Consider the following 19,945-nt stretch of genomic DNA (forward strand, 5'->3'; position numbering starts at 1 on the left):
GACAGTGGCCTAATCGGTCTTTAAATGCTGCAGTATTGCTTACATGATTATAGTAAAGCAACTTATTACTTTGAAACATAGTAACGATGAGTGGATTACCCCGCAGGCTCAGGCTGAAATACGTGGTTTGACATTTTTTGCGATCTCTCTTATATTGATTGCTTACTCAGGCATTTATTTGCAAATAACTATGGCCCGTCCTCGTAGTGAAGATAAAAAAAGAATGATTCTGCAAGCGGCGACTAGTCTGTTCGCGCAGGAAGGCCTCACTGCGCCTACCGCAAGGATCGCTAAAGCTGCGGGTGTTGCCGAGGGTACGGTGTTTACATATTTCACCAATAAAGATGAACTGCTTAATGAACTTTATCTCGACCTGAAGTTGCAACTTCATTCCGCCCTGCTGCCATCAGCGAAACAAATGACCCTGCGCGAAAAAGTCTACTCAGCATGGCATACCTATGTTCACTGGGGCGTATCCAATCCCGATGAACATCAGGTTCTGGCTCTACTGGTCGCATCGCCCAAGTTGAGCGCAGCCACCAGAAATGCAGGTGACCAAGCCTTTTGTGATGTCTCCGCCCTGCTGGAACAGGCGCTACAGCAGACCGGGACTGGCCATCTGTCCGTCGCGTTTGTCGGCGCGTTGATGGGAGCCATGGGCAATGTCACCATGAACTTTATGAACGCTGACCCTGCCGCTGCAGAGCAGACTTGCCGCAAGGGGTTCCATGCGTTCTGGAATGCTATCAGCATGGCATGAAAAATTTTTTACCCAATAAATGAGTGCTTGCACACTCATTTTAATTAGTCAATTCAAAGCAGTGAACTCTTAACCCTGTCTAACCGTGGAGTGAATGATGCAAGACCTGAACAACAAAGTGATCCTTCTGACTGGCGCAACGGATGGCATAGGCAAGGCCGCCGCCAACGAGTTTGCACGCCGCGGTGCCTCGCTCACGCTAGTTGGCCGCAACCGGGAAAAGACCGAACAAGTTGCTGCCGAACTCACAGCAACGACAGGCAACAAGACTATCGAATACCTGCTCTGCGATCTTTCAAGGATTGCCGATGTGAAACGGATGGCGCAGGAATTCCGCGCCAGACATCAGCGACTGGATGTACTGGTCAACAATGCCGGTGCTACTTTTAAGCAGCCAGTACTGGGTCCGGACGGTTACGAACTCACGTTTGCACTTAATCATCTAGCCTATTTCCAATTAACGAATTCGCTGCTGGATCTACTCCGCCAGACCCCTGATGCACGGGTAGTTTCCACCTCAAGCTCGATGCAGGCGCGTGGCAAAATTGAACTCGAAACGATAGCTACATCGATAGTTGGCTCAGGTCCACAGGCATATGCTGCCTCCAAACTGGCCAACATTCTGTTCACCAAAGCGCTACAGCGCCGCCTGAATGGTTCGAGCGCCATCGCCAATTGCTTTGAACCCGGCATGGTCAAGACCCGCTTTGGCGGCTTTGGCTCGGATCAAGGCTTCTTATTGAACATCGTGTATGCACTGGCCAAGCCATTCTCCATCGCGCCAGCGCAGGGGGCGGACTCGCTGATCTGGCTTGCCACAGCGCCAGAAGCAGCGGAGCTAAGGGGGCAGTATGTCTCCAAACGCCGAGCTATCACGCCGGCCGCACAGGCATTAGATGCGCAACTGGCTGAAGACTTGTGGACATTCAGCGAAAAGCTGTGTGCCGGCATCACTGGCTAAAGCAGTATTGCCCCAGTCGCTGGCATCGCAAGCAGCGCAGGCACCTAGCGCCAGTCATCTGGCTAGGGCGTCACTCACGCCCTTAATGCCGTGCTCCGTCGCAATACCTGATTGGCAGATGAAGCGGACGACCATAATCGGGGCCTCATCCAGATACTTGAACTTTACGGCCGCTGAGTGCACTACCCTGCCCGGCTGGCCGCCAACCAGGATAACGACTATGAAAGTCCGATTGAAACCCCTTTGCACCATGACGATGGCGGCGCTGCTAGGTACGCTAGGCACCGTCCACGCCGCCACCTTTAAGGACGCGCGCTTCGAGGCCCTGCAGGACGCAGGTAAATACACGGAACTGGAGCAACTTGCACAAGCGCGCTTCAAGGCTGACCCGGCCGATCCGGAGGCCAGCGCAGCCTTGTCTCTGGCCCTCACTTTGGTCGATAGCACGGATACCAGGCGGCTCGAAGCCGGTGCCAGACAGGCCAAGCTTTGTACCGATCAACATCCGATGGTGGCAGTCTGCCATCTGGCCGCAGCGGAGAATCTCGGCATGCAGATGGTTAATATGGGGATGGCCAGCGCCATGCGTAACGCCGGCACCTTGAAACAGAGCTGGGTCCGCGCACTGGAGCTGGATCCGGCCAGTTTCACGGCGCGGGTGCAACTGGCCAAGCTGTATCTGGCCTTGCCCGGCATGATGGGCGGCAGCAGCGCCAAAGCCAGAGATCTGGAGCTCGCCGTGCGTAGCAGCCAGCCCGATACCGCACGCATCATCCGCGCCTACCTCGCTGCCGAGGATAAGAAGTGGACGGAAATGGAAAACGATCTGCTGGCCATCAAAGCCAGCAAGGATGGCGCAATGCGCAAAGAAGTACGTGAAGCGACGCTCCAGCTGGCGAAAGTCTATCTGAATGGCAACAAAGATCTGGCCAGAGCCGCCGCCCTGTACGAGCGGCTACAGCGCGATCAAGCCGAATCGGCGGCTGGCTATTACGGCATGAGCCGGGTCTACGCTGCCCAAGGCAAGACGGACGAGGCAACTCACCTGCTGGAACAGGCCCGCACGCTAAGCGATGCTGCCGAGTATCCCGTCGAGCACCGCTTGGGTGACGCGTATCTGGCCAGGGGCGACAAGCTGGCGGCCAAAGCGGCCTATCAGCGCTACCTCGCCAACAAGCGCGCCCATCCGGCCAATCTGGAGACAGTGCGCAAGAGTATGAGCCAGATTAACTAGGTAGGCCATGCAATCCCGCGTATTCTCTCTGACCAACACCTCACCACAAGGAAGTAACATGACCGATGATAATGTCCCCGTTTGGCGCCTGAACCTGCTGCGTGCAATGTATTTGCTGGTGACGCTAGGTCTGGCTCTGTCGTTCTGGCCAGCCGTACTGGATCACACCGAACTCTGGGCACGCTGGGCCCAGCGTCGCGGCGAAATGGTGGCGATGCTGCTCGCCCTGTCGATGCTGTGCGTATGGGGCTTGCGCTACCCCTTGCAAATGCTGCCCTTGCTGATTTTCGAACTGGTGTGGAAGAGCTTGTGGGTGGTGACGATAGCCTATCCGCTGTGGCAGCAGGGTGCCATGACGCCGGGCGTTGAGGAATCCTTCTATGCATGTCTGGCAGGCATCATCATCACGCCCCTAGTCCTGCCATGGCGCTATATTTTGCAGCATTACTTCCGCAAACCGGGCCAGCGCTGGCGCAATTGAGAACTGCGGCAGAATCTTAAGCCGTACTCACGTCTACACTATTGGAGTAAGCTGTCGTCATGCTATCCACTTCCCATGCCGAAACCGCTGTGCAGGCGCACTCGTTCCAATTGCAGGTGCTATTCGGCTGGCGCCGCCTACTCACGGTCGTCCTGATCTGCAGCGTACTGTACTACCTGCTTAATCTGGCCCATGCAAGCCACACTTTCCGCCTGCCCATGAGGATTTATTGCACCGGTCTGGCCGTACTACTGGCGTTCGGTCTGTTCGAGCAATGGCCGCGTCGGCTGCCCGGATGGCTGACGCGCTGGGCACTGCAGGTATCTGCCGTCGGGATCACCGTTCCCGTCTCGGTCTTCCTGTTTTTCCACCTAGGCACCGCTGCGGGGGCGCCACCATTCTGGGATGATCCGATGCGCATGAACGGTTTTGTCCAGATGGCACTCGCAGGCACGCTCGTCGCCCCCTGGACGGCACTGGCCGCCTTATTGCGTCAGGGCGAAGCCAAGGCCGAGAAACAGGCGATCGAGTTCGAACTGGAACGCACCGAGCTGGCCCGTCAGGCGCTGGATGCCCGTATGCGCCTGCTGACGGCGCAGGCGCAGCCCCATTTTCTGTTCAATACGCTGGCCAATGTGCAAGCTCTGGTAGAAGCAGGCTCGCCGCGCGCACCTAGACTGCTGCAGAGTCTGACCGACTATCTGCGTGCCGCAGTGCCGCGTCTGGATGGATCTGCCAACACACTGGGGCAGGAACTGGAGCTGGTGCGCGCCTATCTGGAACTGATGCAGATGCGTATGCCAGACCGCCTTGCATTCGATCTGCATATAGGCGCAGGTGTGCACCTGTTGCGCTGCCCGCCGATGACTCTGCTGACGCTGGTCGAGAATGCCGTCCAGCATGGCATCGATCCCAGCGAAGAAGGCGGCCGTATCGACGTCCACGCCGATCTGATCGGTGAACGCCACTGCCGTCTGAGCGTGGCGGACACGGGAGTGGGCTTGCAGGCCAGCGGCGGCGGTCTGGGCACCGGACTGGTCGCACTGCGCGAACGTCTGCATTGGGCCTACGGCGCCGGCGCTACGCTGGAACTGAGTGAAGTGGCCCCGCATGGCGTACATGCCAGGATTGAATTCGATATCGCCCCCCAATGAATCCAACTACTCCCTACACGGCCTTGATTGCCGACGACGAACCGCTGTTACGCGAGATTATGGAAGCGCGCCTCGCCGCCGCCTGGCCGGAACTGAAGATTGTCGCCCAGGCCCGCAATGGCCGTCAGGCAATCGAACTATTCGAGCAATTTCAGCCGGATATCTGCTTTCTGGACGTGCACATGCCCGGTCTGAGCGGCATCGAAGTGGCACGCCAGATCGGCCGGCGTTCGCACCTGGTGTTTGTGACCGCCTTCGGCGAATACGCGCTAGACGCGTTCGAACAGGGGGCGCTCGATTATCTGGTCAAACCCGTTGCCGCTGCCCGCCTCGCCGAAACCGTGACACGGCTGCAGGAACGCTTGCAGTCCCGTCAGCCGGTGGTGCATACCGAAGCATTACTGGCGCAACTGGCGCAAAAGCTCAAGCTCGATCCGCCACAGCGGATGAGCTGGATCCGTGCCACGGTAGGCAATTCCTTGCGCATGATACCGGTCGATGACATCGACTTTCTCAAGAGCGACACCAAGTACACTCTGGTGGCGTACCGCGATGAAGGCAAGGCGGCAGAAGCGCTGATACGCCTGCCCTTGAAAGAACTGCTGGCGCAACTCGACCCTCAGCAGTTCGCTCAAGTCCATCGCTCGGTGGTGGTCAATCTGCGTTCGATACGCTGCGTTACGCGGGGCGAAAACGAAACCGCCGAGATCGAACTCAAGGGGCGTAGCGAACGGCTGCCCGTGAGCCGTAGCTACCTGCAGATCTTCAAGGAGATGTGAGCGACCAACGCCGTCGCTGCCTGCAGAATTAGTCCGATCAGGTAAGCTGACTTCACGCCTGCCACTACTCCCAGTAGCGTGCCTTGAGGAGTTTCCATTGCGCCTCGATCATTGCCTGATTCGGATCGTGGCCCGCACGCGCCACCACTGTGTAGCTTTTGTCTGCCGCCTGCAGGGCATCGAACCAGTGACGCGTTACGGCGGGATGGGTCACCAGATCGGCCTCGCCCTGGACTATCATCACGGGCAAAGCCAGACAGCGCGCGTCACGTTCCATGTCGACAGTGCTGAACATCCCCTCGCCCTGCATGCCGACAAATTGCAGCCAGGAATATTCTTCCGATTCGTCAAAATCCGCGGCGGGCTCTGCCTGCCACCAATGGCGGGGAGCGGGGTCAGCGGCAATAGCCTCGTATTTCCGCGTCAGACGGCGCAACGCACCCAGATTGCGCGGGTTACGCCACGGCGGCGGCCCCATACTTTCCAGCATGGCCAGCGCTGCCCCGTCACTGGCAGTGCGCGCCTGCGCCAGTGTCGCGGCATAACTGGCCGCCTCGTTCTGGCGCCGTCCCACCATCTGTGCGACGCCCATATAGGCATGAAATAGCTCAGGGCGTGCCACGGCCATATCGAGCGCCAGCACGGAACCCCACGAACTGCCCCACAGGATGAGCTTGGACTTGCCGAGACGGGCGCGCACATGTTCCGCCACGGCAATGCCATCATCCCTCATCTGGCGAATGCTTAAGTCGCCCTCGGGCCGGTTGCGTGTATAGGTCTTGCCCGCGCCGCGCTGATCCCACTGCACCAGTGTGAAATCCTGCTGCCAGCGGCCGAAGATGGCATCCGCGTAGGGGCTCAAGGGGTTGCCCGGCCCGCCGTGGACGAACAAAATCACGGGGTTGCTGCAGTGAGCACCGTCGATCGTTACCCACTGCAGTATCCCGCCTATGGGGACAAAGGCACGCTCATGGATGGGCGCATGGCCCCCCTCGGGGCAAGCCGGCGATGCAGCAGTTGCCGAATTGAATATAAAGAGAGCAATAATTGCAGCAAAGAAGCGAAGCATGGTCAGTGTCCGGTCGAGTGAAAACAGCCTCCAGAGTGGCATGTTTGCTGACTTGGCGCGTCCCAACTTAGGATTTGCGCCTATTCAGCCGCTACGAAATGCCGTCGGCGTGGTTCCCGTGTGTTTCTTGAAGACCCGGTTCATCGCGCTCTTGCTATTAAAGCCCGCCTCGGTTGCCAGTTCGAGCACACTGGCTTCGGCACGGGCAGGATCAGCCAGTGCGCGTTTCAGTGCAGCCACCCGGTAACCGTTGACGAATTCCTGAAAATTTATCCCGCAGGTCTGATTGATCAACTGCGACAATTCGTGGCTCGTCAATGCCAGCCTGGTGGCCAATGATTCGACGCTCAGCTCGCCATCGCGGTAGAGCTGATCTTGCTCCATACTCGCTACAAGGGCAGTCATGGCTGGCCCACGCATGGCATCTTCCAGCGTACTCGAGGCGTAACGACGCTTCTCGGGCTCCGGCAACCGCAGCGACTGCACGGCCAGGCCATAGACAAAACCGGTGACGACCAGCGCACCGATCAGGTCCGACCACACGGGCAAGGCCGGCCAGACCTGCTCGGCGACGAAGATCAAGGCGTCCAGCGCCAGTCCGCCTGCCAGCCATGCCGCAAGGCGGCGCAATGCCGGCGCATGCCCCCTACCCAAGATGGTATAAGCGGCGTAGGCATAGCTCGCCAGATGAACCACCTTCAGCAGCCCGGCAGTAACAATCAGGATGCCGATTATGGGAGGTGGCGGGAGCGCCCCCAACATGAGCGGCAGCCAAGCAATGAAAAACAGCAGAAACGGCAGACCGTGCAATAGATCACGTCGCCTTGGCACACGCCCCTCAAGCTGGCATCCTAGATAAAGCCAGCCCAGTGGACCTATCAGCAATGGCAAGGCTGCAACCGAACGGATCCAGCGTGGATGCGATGTAAATACTCCCTGCTCAGCGGCCAGCGCATGGGCCATCAGGAGTACGAACACAGCGAGCAGGCCTGCCAGCAGACGATTCGCCACCGGGTTGCCACGGCGCATAAGCAACAGACAAGCAATCAGCAACAGCCCTTGTCCCAGAGCTGCGATCAGAATCAGAGACATCATGACCGCACTTGCCACCTCTCCTTACCCGCGCCACCTTTTTGCAGCATGACAATGCTCCCGATCTTCTGCCCCTGCGGTGAAGGGCAGCGCGCCAAGAAAAATGCCATTGATGACGCAATTAAGTTCATCAATGGCATGCAATTAACCCCACAAATTCAATGGGTTAATCCATTTAGTTATTCCCACTCGATGGTTGCAGGCGGTTTACCGCTAATATCGTAGACCACACGGTTGATGCCGCGCACTTCATTGATGATGCGATTCGATACCTTGCCCAGCAGCGCGTGCGGCAGGTGTGCCCAGTGTGCCGTCATGAAGTCCTGCGTCTGCACGGCGCGCAAAGCCACCACGTATTCGTAGGTACGGCCGTCGCCCATTACACCGACCGACTTCACCGGCAGGAACACCGCGAATGCCTGACTGGTTGCTTCGTACCAGTTGGCTGGCACGCTGTCCTGATCGAAGCCCGGTACCACCACTGCTTCGTACGGCGTGTTGCGCAGTTCTTCGATGAAGATGGCGTCGGCCTGACGCAGCAGGTCGGCATATTCCTTCTTCACTTCGCCGAGGATACGCACACCGAGGCCAGGACCCGGGAATGGATGACGGTACACCATGTCATGCGGCAGACCCAGCGCCACGCCCAGCTTGCGCACTTCGTCCTTGAACAGTTCGCGCAGCGGTTCCAGCAGTTGCAGCTTCATGTGCTCAGGCAGACCGCCCACATTGTGGTGGCTCTTGATGGTCTGGCCTTTCTTGCCCTTGCCGGCCGACTCGATCACGTCCGGATAGATAGTGCCCTGTGCCAGCCATTTGGCGCTGGTCAGCTTGCCCGATTCGGCATTGAACACTTCGACGAATTCGCGGCCGATGATCTTGCGCTTCTGCTCGGGATCGGCCACACCCGCCAGATGGCCCATGAACTGGGCTTCGGCATCGACACGGATCACTTTCACACCGAGGTTTTTGGAGAACATATCCATCACCATCTTGCCTTCGTCGAGGCGCAGCAGGCCATGGTCGACGAATACGCAGGTCAGCTGATCGCCAATGGCGCGGTGGATCAGCGCGGCAGCAACGGACGAATCCACGCCGCCCGACAGACCCAGAATCACTTCATCCTTGCCCACTTGCGCGCGGATCTTCTCGACCGCTTCGCTGATGTAATCAGGCATGTTCCAGTCCGATTTGCAGCCGCAGATTTCGTGCACGAAGCGGCCCAGCATGGCCTTGCCCTGCACCGTGTGGGTGACTTCTGGGTGCCATTGCACGCCGTAGAAACGCTTCTCTTCATTGGCCATGGCGGCGATCGGGCAGCTCGGCGTATTACCCATCAGCACGAAGCCCGGTGGCATTTCCAGCACTTTATCGCCGTGGCTCATCCACACTTTCAGCATGCCGTGGCCTTCGTCGGTGACAAAGTCGTTGATGCCGTCCAGCAGCTTGGTGTGGCTACGGGCGCGCACTTCGGCGTAACCGAATTCGCGTACCTTGCCGTTTTCCACTTTGCCGCCCAGCTGGGCTGCCATGGTCTGCATGCCGTAGCAGATACCCAGCACTGGCACGCCCAGTTCGAACACGGCGTCGGGAGCACGCGGTGCATCGCCTTCCAGCGTGGAGCTGTGGCTGCCCGACAGAATCACACCGGCGGCGCCATAGTTGCGCACGAATTCGTCGCTAACGTCGTAGGGGTAGACTTCCGAGAACACACCGGCATCGCGCACGCGGCGTGCGATCAGCTGGGTTACCTGGGAGCCGAAATCGAGAATGAGGATTTTAGAGTGCATGGATATGTGCAGAAGAGGTCAACAATAGAAAAACGCCGGCCACACGGCCGGCGTTGCAAGGAGCTTAGTCGCCCGAACGGTAGTTCGGCGCTTCCTTGGTGATTTGTACATCGTGTACGTGCGATTCGCGCATGCCGGCCGAGGTGATCTCGACGAATTCGGCCTTGTTACGCAGTTCTTCGATGGTGGCGCAACCGCAGTAGCCCATCGACTGGCGCACGCCGCCTACCAGCTGGAAGATGATGGCCAGCACACTGCCCTTGTAGGCAACGCGGCCTTCGATACCTTCCGGCACGAACTTGTCGGCCTTCATGGCAGCGTCCTGGAAGTAGCGGTCGGCCGAACCATCCGACATCGCGCCCAGCGAACCCATGCCACGGTAGGACTTGTACGAACGGCCCTGATACAGAATCACTTCGCCCGGTGCTTCTTCGGTACCGGCGAACATGGAGCCCATCATCACGGTCGAAGCGCCGGCAGCCAGTGCTTTCGAGATATCGCCCGAGTAGCGGATGCCGCCGTCAGCGATACATGGTACGCCCGTGCCTTCCAGTGCTTCAGCCACGTTGGAGATGGCAGTAATTTGCGGTACGCCCACGCCAGCGACGATACGGGTGGTGCAGATCGAGCCGGGGCCGATGCCCACTTTAACGGCATCGGCGCCGTGTTCTACCAGCGCCTTGGCAGCCGCCGCGGTAGCGATATTGCCGCCGATAACGTCCACTTGCGGGAACTTGGTCTTAATCCATTTCACGCGGTCCAGAATGCCTTGCGAGTGACCGTGGGCGGTATCCACCACCAGCACGTCCACGCCGGCAGCAACCAGCAGTTCGATACGTTCTTCATCCTTGGCGCCTACGCCCACAGCCGCGCCCACCAGCAGCTTGCCCTGCGAGTCTTTCGACGCCATCGGGTGCGAAGTGGATTTCTGGATGTCCTTAACGGTGATCAGGCCGCGCAGTTCAAACGCTTCATTCACCACCAGCACGCGTTCCAGACGGTGCTTGTTCATCAGGCGCTTGGCTTCGTCGCGGTCTGCGCCTTCGGCACCTTCCATCACGTACACCAGCTTGTCGCGCGGGGTCATTTTGGCGCGCACTTCAGCATCCAGTTCGCGCTCGAAACGCAGGTCGCGGTTGGTGATGATACCGACCACTTCCTTGCCTTCCACTACAGGGAAACCGGAAATGCCATACTGCTCGGTCAGTTGAATGACGTCGCGGATTTTCATGGTTGGCGGGATGGTGATCGGATCACGCAGCACACCCGCCTCGAAACGTTTGACGCGCGCTACTTCACGCGCCTGATCCTTCGGGCTCAGATTCTTGTGGATGATACCGATGCCGCCTTCCTGTGCCATAGCAATGGCCAGACGGGCTTCGGTCACCGTATCCATCGCAGCCGACAGCAGCGGGATATTCAGACTGATATTACGGGTCAGACGGGTTTTCAGAGACGTATCGGCAGGCAGAACATTCGAATACGCGGGGACGAGCAGCACGTCATCGAACGTGAGTGCTTTTTGGAGTAGACGCATAGCATTTCCTATAGGCGCAAAAGCAGATTATACAGAAATCAGCGGTTCCTGTCATTAACTTCCGCAGACCACCAGAGACATAGATGAAATAAGGCCTACTACTTCAGAATTGCAATGTTTGGAGAGGTTTGCAAAGGTCTATGTTTTCGCCATTTTTTCGCCATTTTTTCGCCCAAATTTCGCCCGAGAATTTGGCCGCTTTCACCAGCTACTGGACGAGCTAAGTCTCCTCTAGCGCACTATTACGCGCATAAAACGGAGACCTAATGTTAGCAGGATCGGGGGGCATACCAACAATCTTGATCCGCCACTCTTGGAAATACACCGGACTGCCCTGCTGGTCTCCTCGGCTGGCATGCTGGAATCCCTGCCATAGCATTAGGCCATGATGCCAAGTTACGCAGCGCGCATCCCAGAGCGCAGGCAATAACTTGCCCTCGGTGCTGCTATTGCCCCACTCCTGCACCTCCATGCGCGTATGCAGGCCTGATCCGACCAGGGTAACCGCACCGAATATGCCGGGGTCGTTGTTAATATCCCGATCGCTGCGCCGAACGCCACGCTGCCTGAATTGAGTTATTTCACTGTACATAAATACAGTTTATCAGACCAAGACTAGCCACGTACAAAATGAGCAGCATAAGTCAAATGGTGATTTCAATTTACCAACACATTAAACTCAATTATCATAATTGAAACTTCGAACACGGCATTTAACGCTTACCTGCACGACTGGTAGAGCTGATGCCGCTGGCTGTTCAATCTAAAGATTTTTAAAGGTATGTGATGAAAAAAATTATATCGACGGTATTTGCGTGGCTATTCACTTTAATTTCCCCGCATGTCGACGCGCAGACTTGGACTCTGAGCACATATGGTCACATCACTGCCGGAAGTGACGATAGCAATGCTTTCGGCGCTGGAAAGAATCTTAATGGCTTGCAATATGTGAATACACTGACAATCTCTGTAGATCCAAAACTATACCAACTTCCGCGTTACTTCCCAGATGTCGGCCAGGGCTTCATGGACCCTGTTCCGGGCTCCTTCACGTTCACTAGCTCCGTTACAATAAACGGGAAAACTGTGCAATTTGAGGCCTTGGCGTCACGTGGGATTCAGCAAATATTTGGCTGGAAGCCAATTGGCTCGACGGAACGAATTACCGACATCATGGCATATGGGCAGGGAGCTTCCTTACCTGGTGGATATCTATTTGCCAACTGGATAAACGTCACGGCACCTAGGTCGGACGCTCTCGGTGTGCCTAACTTTCAGAATTCATTTTCTCTAAGTGCCCCAACCAATGGATCAATTGGTGAAAGCGGCATTTTCTATGACTTTATCCCGGAGTGGGGCAACGTTGGTGCAATCAATGGAGCCCTAAGCCTTGAAGGCAACATTGAGTACTTATCAGTAAATTCAATATCTCCGGTTCCTGAGCCATTCGCATATGTGGGGCTGCTACTTGGAATAGTCGTTATTAGTTTAGCTCAGTATCAACGCCGGAGAATTAGAGACAGCCTGCAATAGCTGCTTGCAGTTGCCCCTCATGTGACCTGCCGCGCGGCCAGTCCCGCGCCAGCGCAAGAACCTTACCCCCGTCGCTGGCCAGCGAAGGCAACCTGTCAAATTCAAAATCCGGGCGTTCAGGTACCGTCTTAATGCACGGTACCGTCACTGCGACACGGACTTCCACCGGCGCCAGCGGCGTGCTGCAACATCCGGCCAACAGCGTACTCATCAAAATTATTACCTTCATCGCACGCTCTCCAGAAGTTGATTTACCGCCGGCATGGCATCGGCACATGTGACCGCACGGACTGTACCCAGCTTGGCCAGAGCGATATCGTAGCGTCGACCGGCGGCAGCGGCCATCTGCCGGGCGGCCTGACCGCGTGCATCAGCCTGTACTGTCGCTGCCTGCATCGCATCGATTGCACTATTCTGCACTTCGATCGATGCCCGCAGCAAGGCACTGATGCCCTGCTCCGCCTCCAGGGCGGTCAGCGCCGTGTAACGGTCATGCGCGGCCAGCCACCATCCGCCGCCCATGCCGACACCGGTGACGAGCAGCATGGCCAGCAGCGCTGCCGCGACGGCACGCCACAAAATGGCCGTCATCGGATACCCGCAGCATACGATGCATGGCCCCCAGAAAATGATGCAGTAAGCACCTGGCTCCGCGGCGCGCCGGACGAAAGGCCAACATGTACCCACGTACCTTCATAGATCAACTGATCGAACTCAATGCCCGACTGGAGGATCAGGGCTGCCAGCGCGCGCGGCGTCAATCCGGGCGCCGTGATGTCGGCAGCGAGCCCGATCTGGTGTGCGCTATTGGCTGCTCCGCCCACGGCGGCATTGAGTTCCGGACACCGGTAAGCTGGCGCGCGGTGATGGATTTACCGCATCCGCAGCGCTTAACGCCCCACTTCATCAGTACGGATAGCGACATTGGCAATCGACAAATTGTTCATGCTTCACTCCGATCAGGTTATGCCTAAATTGGCGGTAATAAATTAGGAACGCATTGGGCGCAGGGCGCCACGGCTTACACGACGCTTCGCAGAACCTGGAAGTGAGAGGGACCGCATATGCTTACGTGGATGATCCAGCGGCATGGTGCCGTCGGAGTTGAATTTGTATGGCATAGTCTAACTTTCCGGGCATCCACCCTATCGATGGGCGTCCGGCCGTTGCGCCACGTTGCATCCGCTTGTGACATAAAAAAACCGCCTCGAGGGCGGTCTAGTGGGTCTGTGCATAAAAAACCACCGTACTGTAGCGGTGGCTCACTCATCCTTTGGAAACTAGGGTAGGTTCAAATAGCGGCAAATAAAAGAAAGTACCAGAATCACAAACCCAATCCCAAAAATACTTCCCTTCTTGCAAAATATAATAAAAGTAGCGACGCCCTTTAGTGGAATTCCGAGACCGATGGGAACTACCAACTGCATGAACGCGTCTATTGCGGTATTCAGAAATGCGACAAATAGCACCAATAACGCGACCATCACCAAAGCTAGAACCCATGGATTTAGATAATTACCCAATAAGTTCAACGCGCCAAAACCAACCATTGCGATGATAAAAAATAATATTGCTGTAAGCGTGCGGCCATAGCCTTCAACAAAGACCGCATCAATCGCTGCTCTCTGATCATCGCTGATACGGCTTTGGAATTTGATCAAAGACTCTTGAATTTTCGCATTAAATTCTTTACGTCGAGCATCGTCAAAAAAATAGTCTGCCGCCATGAACGCTGTGGCGAATACCTGCAAGGTGAGGATAACTTTGTCTGATATCAGTGCCATCGTCTTTAGGTTATGTTCAAATTCACAATCATACCAAAACCCGCTGAATAAAAGTATATTTTTATCAACAATCCACTACGCCGCCCCCTCCCTTTTTGAGCAAGCACCCCACGCAGATAATTTGCCGAGTACCGCCCTTGAGCTTACGCGCCTGCATCATGGCACCGATCACCGTTTCGATCACCTCGCACCCACCGCAGAGCGGACACTGCAGCATCTCGGCCGACTTACTTGCCGTCCGAGATTTTAGCTTGGGTTTTTACGGTTCTGGGGGGGTGGAGGTACGAGGTGCAGAGTCGTCCGGCGATGACATCACTACTTGAACGACCTGAGATCTCTTTCAGCCATTTGCTTGAGCGTCCGCGTACGGCCACGATCATTCGTGAACAGGGATGCATCGCCCCCCCCTCCCCGCACTGCACGCCATGCCCTTCATCTTACCCAGAATCTCATCTTGGAAGTCGTTGCTCTGCTGCGCTAGCCATTCGCTGTAGGTCAGGTTCGCGTCCACCAGTTCCGCATCGATCGTGTCCGCCCTGAAGGCTGGTATTGTGGAGAGGTAAATGCCAAGAACGAATTTGGCGGGTACGTAGGCTTTAAACGGTTCCTCTCAGGTCGCACTAACGGGGTCGTTTATATAGAAGGTCACGGCATGCTTGGGAAAGAGTCTACTGAAGAAGCCGTCCAGATCTTAAAGATTGCCACCGCGAAGATGGAAGTGTTCAACAGAATGGTTAAGTCACTTGCGGTGGCTTTTTCATTTGGGGCGTAAGACTGAAAGACCAATCCCTCTAAGCTCGCTAGGGCATTCATATGGAGGTTTTCCATGACCACAATAGACTCGCTGCTTAAGTCTGCCCGTGAATTGAATGCACAGGCTTACGCCGCGCTGTACGACGGTATGACAGAAGAACTGCGGACCTACATCGATTACAAGGGGCAGTTCCAGTCCGAACTCTACAAGTTTGTGGTTCCGGTGGATTTCAGCGTCGCGAGCATTGTTCCAGATCAGGTCTACGCAGCCGCTGTAGCCCAGCCGATGCAGGAGCGCCGACTCAAGGACTGTGCCTCTGCTCTGGCCTTGGCGAAACTCGCCTGCAGCGTATCAAGAACACCATCGACGTGGGCTATACCCAGGGCAAGTCGACCGCAGACATTATCCGAGAGATTCGCGGTACGAAGACACTTAACTACGCCGATGGTCTGCCTGATACCAGCCGGCGCGCCGTCGAGTCGGTGATGCACACGGCGCTGAGCCACACGGCGCAGATCACGAACACGACGTTTTTTAAGGAAAACGGCGACATTCTCGGCGACGAGGTATGGATAAGTATGCTGGACGGACATACGAGCGAGGGATGCCGCGCACGCAGGAGCATTGAGCCTAGGGCTCGACATAATGTATTCGAGAGCCACTGGAAGGAACTCTGCTCTGCAAATGAGCAGTGACCAATCAAGGTGAGAATTCGTTAGATTTCCAGTTGACAATCTTGAATATAATCCAAGAGCGCACAGGCACGCTCTTGCCGAAACTGGACAAATCTTGAAAAAAGCTACTCTCACCGCCGTGGGCATCGCTGTTATCGCGGCACTGGTAATTACATTCGGATCACCATACATTGCGCTTTACCAAATCAAGTCAGCAATCGCAGATCACGATGCCGATGCGGTATCCGAACATGTTGACTTCCCTGCGGTTCGAGAAAGCTTAAAGGGCCAGCTCATGGGAGGCGTGATGTCCGAGTTCAACAAACCGGAAATGAAGTCCAATCCATTTGCCGGAGTGGGGAAAGCACTTGGGGCGGCAATATTATCGCCTATGATCGATGCCATGGTATCGCCAGCTGGAATCATAGCACTGATGCAACGGACGAACTCAGGACCTGATTCAGCCGGCGATGAAAGCGAACAAGGCAGCATGGCTAACTACAAACTCTCGTTCAAGGGATGGGGTAAAGTGGTTATCTACCGTGAAGGTTCCGAAGAGGTCTCGCTCACCATGCGTCGCTATGGCATCTGGGACTGGAAGCTGACAGCTATCAACATGCCGCCTGACACCCTCAAGTTGTAACGAAAAAGCTCAGCATTCCATCGAATATCAAGGCTATCGAAGACAGCTGCATACTTAGCCAGATGATCATCTGTTGGGGAATGCGTAAATTGCCCCCTGTCGATTGCGTTCGATGATAAAGAATTCACCAGCTTTGGCTTTCAGGAATCCATGCAGCTTGTCCAATGGCTGCTGCTAAATCGCAAGCACGACTAGGAAAGCCAAGTATTTTAAGACCGTAGGATGGCGACTTGCCATCTACTGCCCCATAACTTACTAAAATGTGATAATTGATAAGTATTTTAGTGATACCTACCCATATAGTATAGATAATGCATTGGTGAAAGTAACATAGAATTTTTCAATTTGAGCAACTTAGATTGCTCTTGTACACTCGGATCTTATAATTAAATCATAATAAAAATGGATAAAAATTGAGCGGGCCAATCCTCTATTCAACCAACCCATGGATCACCTCAGACATAGTAAACAAACATCGTAACGGTGAGTACTTCGTTTGGTGTAGTGAGTATTTTGACTCCGCGACAGCCCACGGAGGATCTGCCGCTCGATCCATTGCGCCCAGCTCATGTCCGAAGGAAATATACGACACCCTGCAGAAAGCATGGGTAAACGAAGATAAGCACAACGCTCAAGTTAAAGGATACATTCGAACTTTCAAGCGACTCGCAAAGATTTGGTTGGCTGATGGATCGATTAATCAAGATCAAGCGAACGACATCATTGGCGTGGTAACCTCAGGGAGCTTTAAGATTTGGCGTCCAACCTTATATGTAATCCCGCGTCAGCCCGTAGAGAGTGCAGGGAGACTAATTACCGTTCCACCGAAGAAGCGAGCGGCTCATGGGCCTGAGCTTCAGATATTAGATCTGAAAACGCACGAATTCGACATGATAGAGAGGTAGGCATGATTGCATCACTTTCAGGGTTTGATAACCTGACGGCTGCCGGAATACTTGCGCGCATGGCGCTTGCCTTAGATGATGACGGCAACCCCGCAGCTCTTGATCGCTTGCCTGATGAGATTGATATTCGTCAACGAGTTCGCGCCGAACTATACGAACACCTTGGTTTGCGTATTGATGACAACTCGGAAGAAGCAGTCGAACGATTTACCGATGCCCTAGATGTTGCGAGCGACTCGCTTCTCGGGCCACTAGCTTTAGAAGATGCATTGATTGGGATGTCGAGGAAGGGACAGTTACCGTCTGATTTATACCACATCCGCGTCCTTGAGCCCGTTGAAGAAATTTACGGAGAAAAGTGGCCTGCTGAATATGACCGGTTAGAAGCAACTATCCGCCTGCCTGATCAAGAGCAGCACTACGGCGAACCAGAGCCAGGAACAGATGGGCACCTTGTTTCTATTTTTGCCAAACACTTTCCGGACCCATTTTCATTCAGAAGCTTTACGCTACTGGTTCTTGGCCAAAGACAAGGGACAAAGTTAACAGTTGTTCACGTTTGGCGACTTTACGCGGATAAAGTAGATGTTTCTGGCGTTACGGATTTACTGGATGTCGTGCGTCGCTTTACTAACGTCTATGGTGAGGAAATTATAATAAACGGAAAGAAAGGCCGTTTTTTTGAAACTGCACAGCTATCCTCATCCATTGCTACAACGACCGAGATTGAAATTGTCCCAAGAACTGTGATTGATCGACGAGGGCGAAAACGGGACGCCTCCATCAGCACTATTGATATAGTGTGTTTCCAACAGAGCCACCCAAAAGGAGGCAAAATTGCATCCTTAATTGTGGCTATCGATCGTGATAAGTACCGTGCTTCGCTTGAGGCACATGGTTGGTAGATGTAAATAAGCCCCGCAAGCTGGGGCTTATTCCTTCATTATTTAGACAAGCTTAGCCTGTACCTTCTCCTTCAAATCAGCCAGCTCTGGATCGATCACCCTCTTCTCACGCTTACGCTGATTTAGCCCTTGGGCATGGTAGCTACCTCGTCGCTTACTGTTATTATCCTCCAGCTCGAGTGTAATGACCCAGCGGTTCCTGCTCAACTTATGCCGCTAATCTAAATGTCTCAGCGGGCGTTTTCATGCCCAACGCTTGGTGTGGACGCTGATTGTTGTAGAAGCCAATCCAATCGGCGATGACCCGGCTGGCATTCTGCAAACTTTCGAAGCGATGACGTTGAACGCATTGCTCCTTCAAGGTCCGGATGACGCGCTCCACCATGCCGTTTTGCTCCGGGCAGTGAGGCGTGATGAACTCCTGCCGCAAGCCGTAGCTCCGAACCAGCCTGATGTAGCTTCGGCTAGTGAAAACCAAACCATTGTCCGACCGCAGTAAGAGCGGCGCAGTCACCCTGCCCAAGGTACCGTAGCGGGCAATGAGCGCCTGTTCAGAATCTGGCCCATTCTGTCTGCAACTTCCTCGCACTTGCCCGCGAAAGCGCTATCATTAGCCTTCTTTCCCCCTCCAAGGTGTGCTCTATGTGCGTGAATTTCCGGCCGCCCGATCCAGCCCTGCTGGAAGCGGTCATGGGCGTGGTGATCGACCTGCATGACAGCGGCTTCTGGCGTGGCGAAACGTGGAAAGATTACCCTGCCCCCATCGTCCGGCGCGGCAGCAGCGGCCAGCGCGAGGGCTTACTGGCCAGCTACGGCATGGTGCCGCGCCAGCGCATACCGGCCGGCGTACGCCCGTTCGACACCATGAACGCCCGCATTGAAACCGTAGGACAGTTACGCTCGTTCTCCTCGGCATGGCAGCATAGCCAGCTCTGTCTGGTACCAATGACGGCTTTTTATGAGCCGAATTATGAATCTGGCAAAGCCGTGCGCTGGGGCATAGGCGCAGCCGATGGCAGCCTGCTGGCTGCCGCTGGCCTGTGGCGCGCATGGCAGGGCGAGCAAGGGCCGGAGTATTCCTTCACCCAGCTCACCATGAACGCTGACGAACACCCGCTGATGCGCCGCTTCCACCGCGCCGGCGAAGAAAAACGCGCTCTGATACTGCTGCCGCAGGAAGAATGGGATGACTGGCTGGACTGCCGCAACCCCGAATATGCCCGCAGTTTCGTGCGTCCCTACCCGGCCGAACTGCTAAGTGCATGGGCCGAACCTGTCCCCGCCCGTAGCAAAGCGCCCGCCGTAACGCCCCAGCCCGAGGCAACTCAGGGTAATCTGCAACTGGATTTCTGATCTCTCTATGAAGCTACTACACCGCGCCCGCCACCAGTTTATTCCCGCTGCACTAGCCGGCATCTGCCTACTAGTGGCTGGCACGGCGGCTCACGCGCAATACCTGTGGATCGATGAAAAAGGTGTCAAGCAGTTCTCGGACCGGCCACCGCCGCCCAGCGTGCCGGAAAAACGCATCCTGAAAGCCCCCGGCAAGGCCAGCTTCAATCCCGACGCCAGCGCGCCAGAGGTGCCCGCTGCACCGGCACGCAACAGCACCACCTTGGCCGAGCGCGAAGCAGACTACCAGCGCCGCCACACTGAAGCGCGGGCGGCGGCCGACAAAGCTGCCGAACAAACCCGCCAGCGGGCCGAACAGACGGCCAATTGCGAAATTGCCCGAAAGAATCAACAAGCCATTAGCGATGGCATCCGTATCGCAACGTACGATAAAAACGGCGAACGTCACTTTATGACAGACGCAGAACGGGCCGAACAGGAAAAAAACAACCGCAAAGTGTTGGCTGCCTGCAAATAGCCCCTGTTGTAAACGGGGCA

General features: G+C 55.7%; 20 protein-coding genes. 12 read left to right on the forward strand and 8 right to left on the reverse strand.

The features are described 5' to 3' along the window. Positions 1-43 precede the first annotated feature (43 nt). From ABNT42_RS15525 to ABNT42_RS15550, 6 genes are all read left to right on the forward strand, one after another. Positions 44-760 (forward strand): TetR/AcrR family transcriptional regulator, encoded by a 717-nt coding sequence (locus ABNT42_RS15525; protein WP_348698445.1) that lies wholly within the window; start codon positions 44-46, stop codon positions 758-760. Between the two features lie 97 nt (positions 761-857). Then, complete coding sequence (locus ABNT42_RS15530) at positions 858-1,721, forward strand: SDR family NAD(P)-dependent oxidoreductase (protein ID WP_348698447.1); 864 nt, start codon at positions 858-860, stop codon at positions 1,719-1,721. Positions 1,722-1,953: 232 nt separating this feature from the next. Beyond that, complete coding sequence (locus ABNT42_RS15535) at positions 1,954-2,955, forward strand: hypothetical protein (protein WP_348698448.1); 1,002 nt, start codon at positions 1,954-1,956, stop codon at positions 2,953-2,955. Between the two features lie 58 nt (positions 2,956-3,013). Continuing rightward, a complete protein-coding gene (locus tag ABNT42_RS15540; protein ID WP_348698449.1) occupies positions 3,014-3,436 on the forward strand; it encodes a hypothetical protein in 423 nt (140 codons plus the stop codon). A 59-nt stretch (positions 3,437-3,495) separates the two neighbouring features. Next, a complete protein-coding gene (locus tag ABNT42_RS15545; RefSeq protein WP_348698451.1) occupies positions 3,496-4,590 on the forward strand; it encodes a histidine kinase in 1,095 nt (364 codons plus the stop codon). Further along, positions 4,587-5,369: a LytTR family DNA-binding domain-containing protein gene (locus ABNT42_RS15550; RefSeq protein WP_348698453.1), complete on the forward strand. Its 783-nt coding sequence runs from the start codon at positions 4,587-4,589 to the stop codon at positions 5,367-5,369. The genes ABNT42_RS15545 and ABNT42_RS15550 overlap by 4 nt, the downstream gene beginning before the upstream one ends. 64 nt (positions 5,370-5,433) lie before the next feature. Here the strand turns inward: ABNT42_RS15550 and ABNT42_RS15555 are convergent, their stop codons facing one another. The 4 genes from ABNT42_RS15555 to guaB all read right to left on the reverse strand — a co-directional run bounded on the left by ABNT42_RS15555 (position 5,434) and on the right by guaB (position 10,857). Next, positions 5,434-6,480 carry an alpha/beta fold hydrolase gene (locus ABNT42_RS15555; protein WP_348698455.1) on the reverse strand — a complete coding sequence of 349 codons (1,047 nt, stop codon included), beginning with the start codon at positions 6,478-6,480 and terminating at the stop codon, positions 5,434-5,436. Positions 6,481-6,522: 42 nt separating this feature from the next. Further along, on the reverse strand, positions 6,523-7,533 hold the full coding sequence (locus tag ABNT42_RS15560) for a helix-turn-helix domain-containing protein (RefSeq protein ID WP_348698457.1): 1,011 nt from the start codon (positions 7,531-7,533) through the stop codon (positions 6,523-6,525). Positions 7,534-7,709: 176 nt separating this feature from the next. After that, complete coding sequence (guaA, locus tag ABNT42_RS15565) at positions 7,710-9,320, reverse strand: glutamine-hydrolyzing GMP synthase (RefSeq protein WP_155435325.1); 1,611 nt, start codon at positions 9,318-9,320, stop codon at positions 7,710-7,712. Positions 9,321-9,384: 64 nt separating this feature from the next. Further along, positions 9,385-10,857 carry an IMP dehydrogenase gene (guaB, locus tag ABNT42_RS15570; protein WP_348698459.1) on the reverse strand — a complete coding sequence of 491 codons (1,473 nt, stop codon included), beginning with the start codon at positions 10,855-10,857 and terminating at the stop codon, positions 9,385-9,387. Positions 10,858-11,643: 786 nt separating this feature from the next. Here guaB and ABNT42_RS15575 point away from each other — a divergent pair. Then, positions 11,644-12,390, forward strand: a complete 747-nt coding sequence (locus ABNT42_RS15575) for a hypothetical protein (RefSeq protein WP_348698461.1) — start codon at positions 11,644-11,646, stop codon at positions 12,388-12,390. Positions 12,391-12,615: 225 nt separating this feature from the next. On the opposite strand, the gene ABNT42_RS15580 is transcribed toward ABNT42_RS15575, so the two are convergent. The 3 genes from ABNT42_RS15580 to ABNT42_RS15590 all read right to left on the reverse strand — a co-directional run bounded on the left by ABNT42_RS15580 (position 12,616) and on the right by ABNT42_RS15590 (position 14,174). Continuing rightward, entirely contained in the window at positions 12,616-12,981 is a 366-nt protein-coding gene (locus tag ABNT42_RS15580) for a hypothetical protein (protein WP_348698463.1), read from the reverse strand. Further along, positions 12,978-13,214, reverse strand: coding sequence for a D-Ala-D-Ala carboxypeptidase family metallohydrolase (locus tag ABNT42_RS15585; RefSeq protein ID WP_348698465.1), 237 nt, complete (start codon positions 13,212-13,214; stop codon positions 12,978-12,980). Before ABNT42_RS15585 ends, ABNT42_RS15580 begins: the two co-directional genes overlap by 4 nt. Positions 13,215-13,670: 456 nt before the next feature. Beyond that, on the reverse strand, positions 13,671-14,174 hold the full coding sequence (locus tag ABNT42_RS15590; RefSeq protein WP_348698467.1) for a hypothetical protein: 504 nt from the start codon (positions 14,172-14,174) through the stop codon (positions 13,671-13,673). An 826-nt stretch (positions 14,175-15,000) separates the two neighbouring features. Here ABNT42_RS15590 and ABNT42_RS15595 point away from each other — a divergent pair. From ABNT42_RS15595 to ABNT42_RS15605, 3 genes are all read left to right on the forward strand, one after another. Beyond that, positions 15,001-15,414: a hypothetical protein gene (locus ABNT42_RS15595; RefSeq protein ID WP_348698469.1), complete on the forward strand. Its 414-nt coding sequence runs from the start codon at positions 15,001-15,003 to the stop codon at positions 15,412-15,414. A 303-nt stretch (positions 15,415-15,717) separates the two neighbouring features. Beyond that, positions 15,718-16,245 carry a DUF2939 domain-containing protein gene (locus ABNT42_RS15600; RefSeq protein WP_348698470.1) on the forward strand — a complete coding sequence of 176 codons (528 nt, stop codon included), beginning with the start codon at positions 15,718-15,720 and terminating at the stop codon, positions 16,243-16,245. 907 nt (positions 16,246-17,152) lie between these two features. Further along, a complete protein-coding gene (locus ABNT42_RS15605) occupies positions 17,153-18,055 on the forward strand; it encodes a hypothetical protein (RefSeq protein WP_348698472.1) in 903 nt (300 codons plus the stop codon). Between the two features lie 208 nt (positions 18,056-18,263). Here ABNT42_RS15605 and ABNT42_RS15610 read toward each other — a convergent pair whose 3' ends face one another. Next, entirely contained in the window at positions 18,264-18,644 is a 381-nt protein-coding gene (locus ABNT42_RS15610; protein WP_348698473.1) for an integrase core domain-containing protein, read from the reverse strand. A gap of 53 nt (positions 18,645-18,697) precedes the next feature. Here ABNT42_RS15610 and ABNT42_RS15615 point away from each other — a divergent pair, with 53 nt between their 5' ends. Beyond that, entirely contained in the window at positions 18,698-19,408 is a 711-nt protein-coding gene (locus tag ABNT42_RS15615; protein ID WP_348698475.1) for an SOS response-associated peptidase family protein, read from the forward strand. A 7-nt stretch (positions 19,409-19,415) separates the two neighbouring features. Beyond that, positions 19,416-19,925 (forward strand): DUF4124 domain-containing protein, encoded by a 510-nt coding sequence (locus tag ABNT42_RS15620; RefSeq protein ID WP_348698477.1) that lies wholly within the window; start codon positions 19,416-19,418, stop codon positions 19,923-19,925. Positions 19,926-19,945 lie beyond the last annotated feature (20 nt).

Source organism: Duganella fentianensis (assembly GCF_964031615.1).
Taxonomy (GTDB): Bacteria; Pseudomonadota; Gammaproteobacteria; order Burkholderiales; family Burkholderiaceae_D; genus Rugamonas; species Rugamonas fentianensis_A.

Coding starts and splice junctions, on each gene's coding strand:
- guaA (WP_155435325.1), bottom strand. CDS start 9,320: ATGCACTCTAAAATCCTCATTCTCGATTTCGGCTCCCAGGTAACCCAG.
- ABNT42_RS15550 (WP_348698453.1), top strand. CDS start 4,587: ATGAATCCAACTACTCCCTACACGGCCTTGATTGCCGACGACGAACCG.
- ABNT42_RS15545 (WP_348698451.1), top strand. CDS start 3,496: ATGCTATCCACTTCCCATGCCGAAACCGCTGTGCAGGCGCACTCGTTC.
- ABNT42_RS15615 (WP_348698475.1), top strand. CDS start 18,698: ATGTGCGTGAATTTCCGGCCGCCCGATCCAGCCCTGCTGGAAGCGGTC.
- ABNT42_RS15575 (WP_348698461.1), top strand. CDS start 11,644: ATGAAAAAAATTATATCGACGGTATTTGCGTGGCTATTCACTTTAATT.
- ABNT42_RS15540 (WP_348698449.1), top strand. CDS start 3,014: ATGACCGATGATAATGTCCCCGTTTGGCGCCTGAACCTGCTGCGTGCA.
- ABNT42_RS15530 (WP_348698447.1), top strand. CDS start 858: ATGCAAGACCTGAACAACAAAGTGATCCTTCTGACTGGCGCAACGGAT.
- ABNT42_RS15590 (WP_348698467.1), bottom strand. CDS start 14,174: ATGGCACTGATATCAGACAAAGTTATCCTCACCTTGCAGGTATTCGCC.
- ABNT42_RS15580 (WP_348698463.1), bottom strand. CDS start 12,981: ATGACGGCCATTTTGTGGCGTGCCGTCGCGGCAGCGCTGCTGGCCATG.
- ABNT42_RS15525 (WP_348698445.1), top strand. CDS start 44: ATGATTATAGTAAAGCAACTTATTACTTTGAAACATAGTAACGATGAG.
- ABNT42_RS15605 (WP_348698472.1), top strand. CDS start 17,153: ATGATTGCATCACTTTCAGGGTTTGATAACCTGACGGCTGCCGGAATA.
- ABNT42_RS15620 (WP_348698477.1), top strand. CDS start 19,416: ATGAAGCTACTACACCGCGCCCGCCACCAGTTTATTCCCGCTGCACTA.
- guaB (WP_348698459.1), bottom strand. CDS start 10,857: ATGCGTCTACTCCAAAAAGCACTCACGTTCGATGACGTGCTGCTCGTC.
- ABNT42_RS15595 (WP_348698469.1), top strand. CDS start 15,001: ATGACCACAATAGACTCGCTGCTTAAGTCTGCCCGTGAATTGAATGCA.
- ABNT42_RS15555 (WP_348698455.1), bottom strand. CDS start 6,480: ATGCCACTCTGGAGGCTGTTTTCACTCGACCGGACACTGACCATGCTT.
- ABNT42_RS15560 (WP_348698457.1), bottom strand. CDS start 7,533: ATGATGTCTCTGATTCTGATCGCAGCTCTGGGACAAGGGCTGTTGCTG.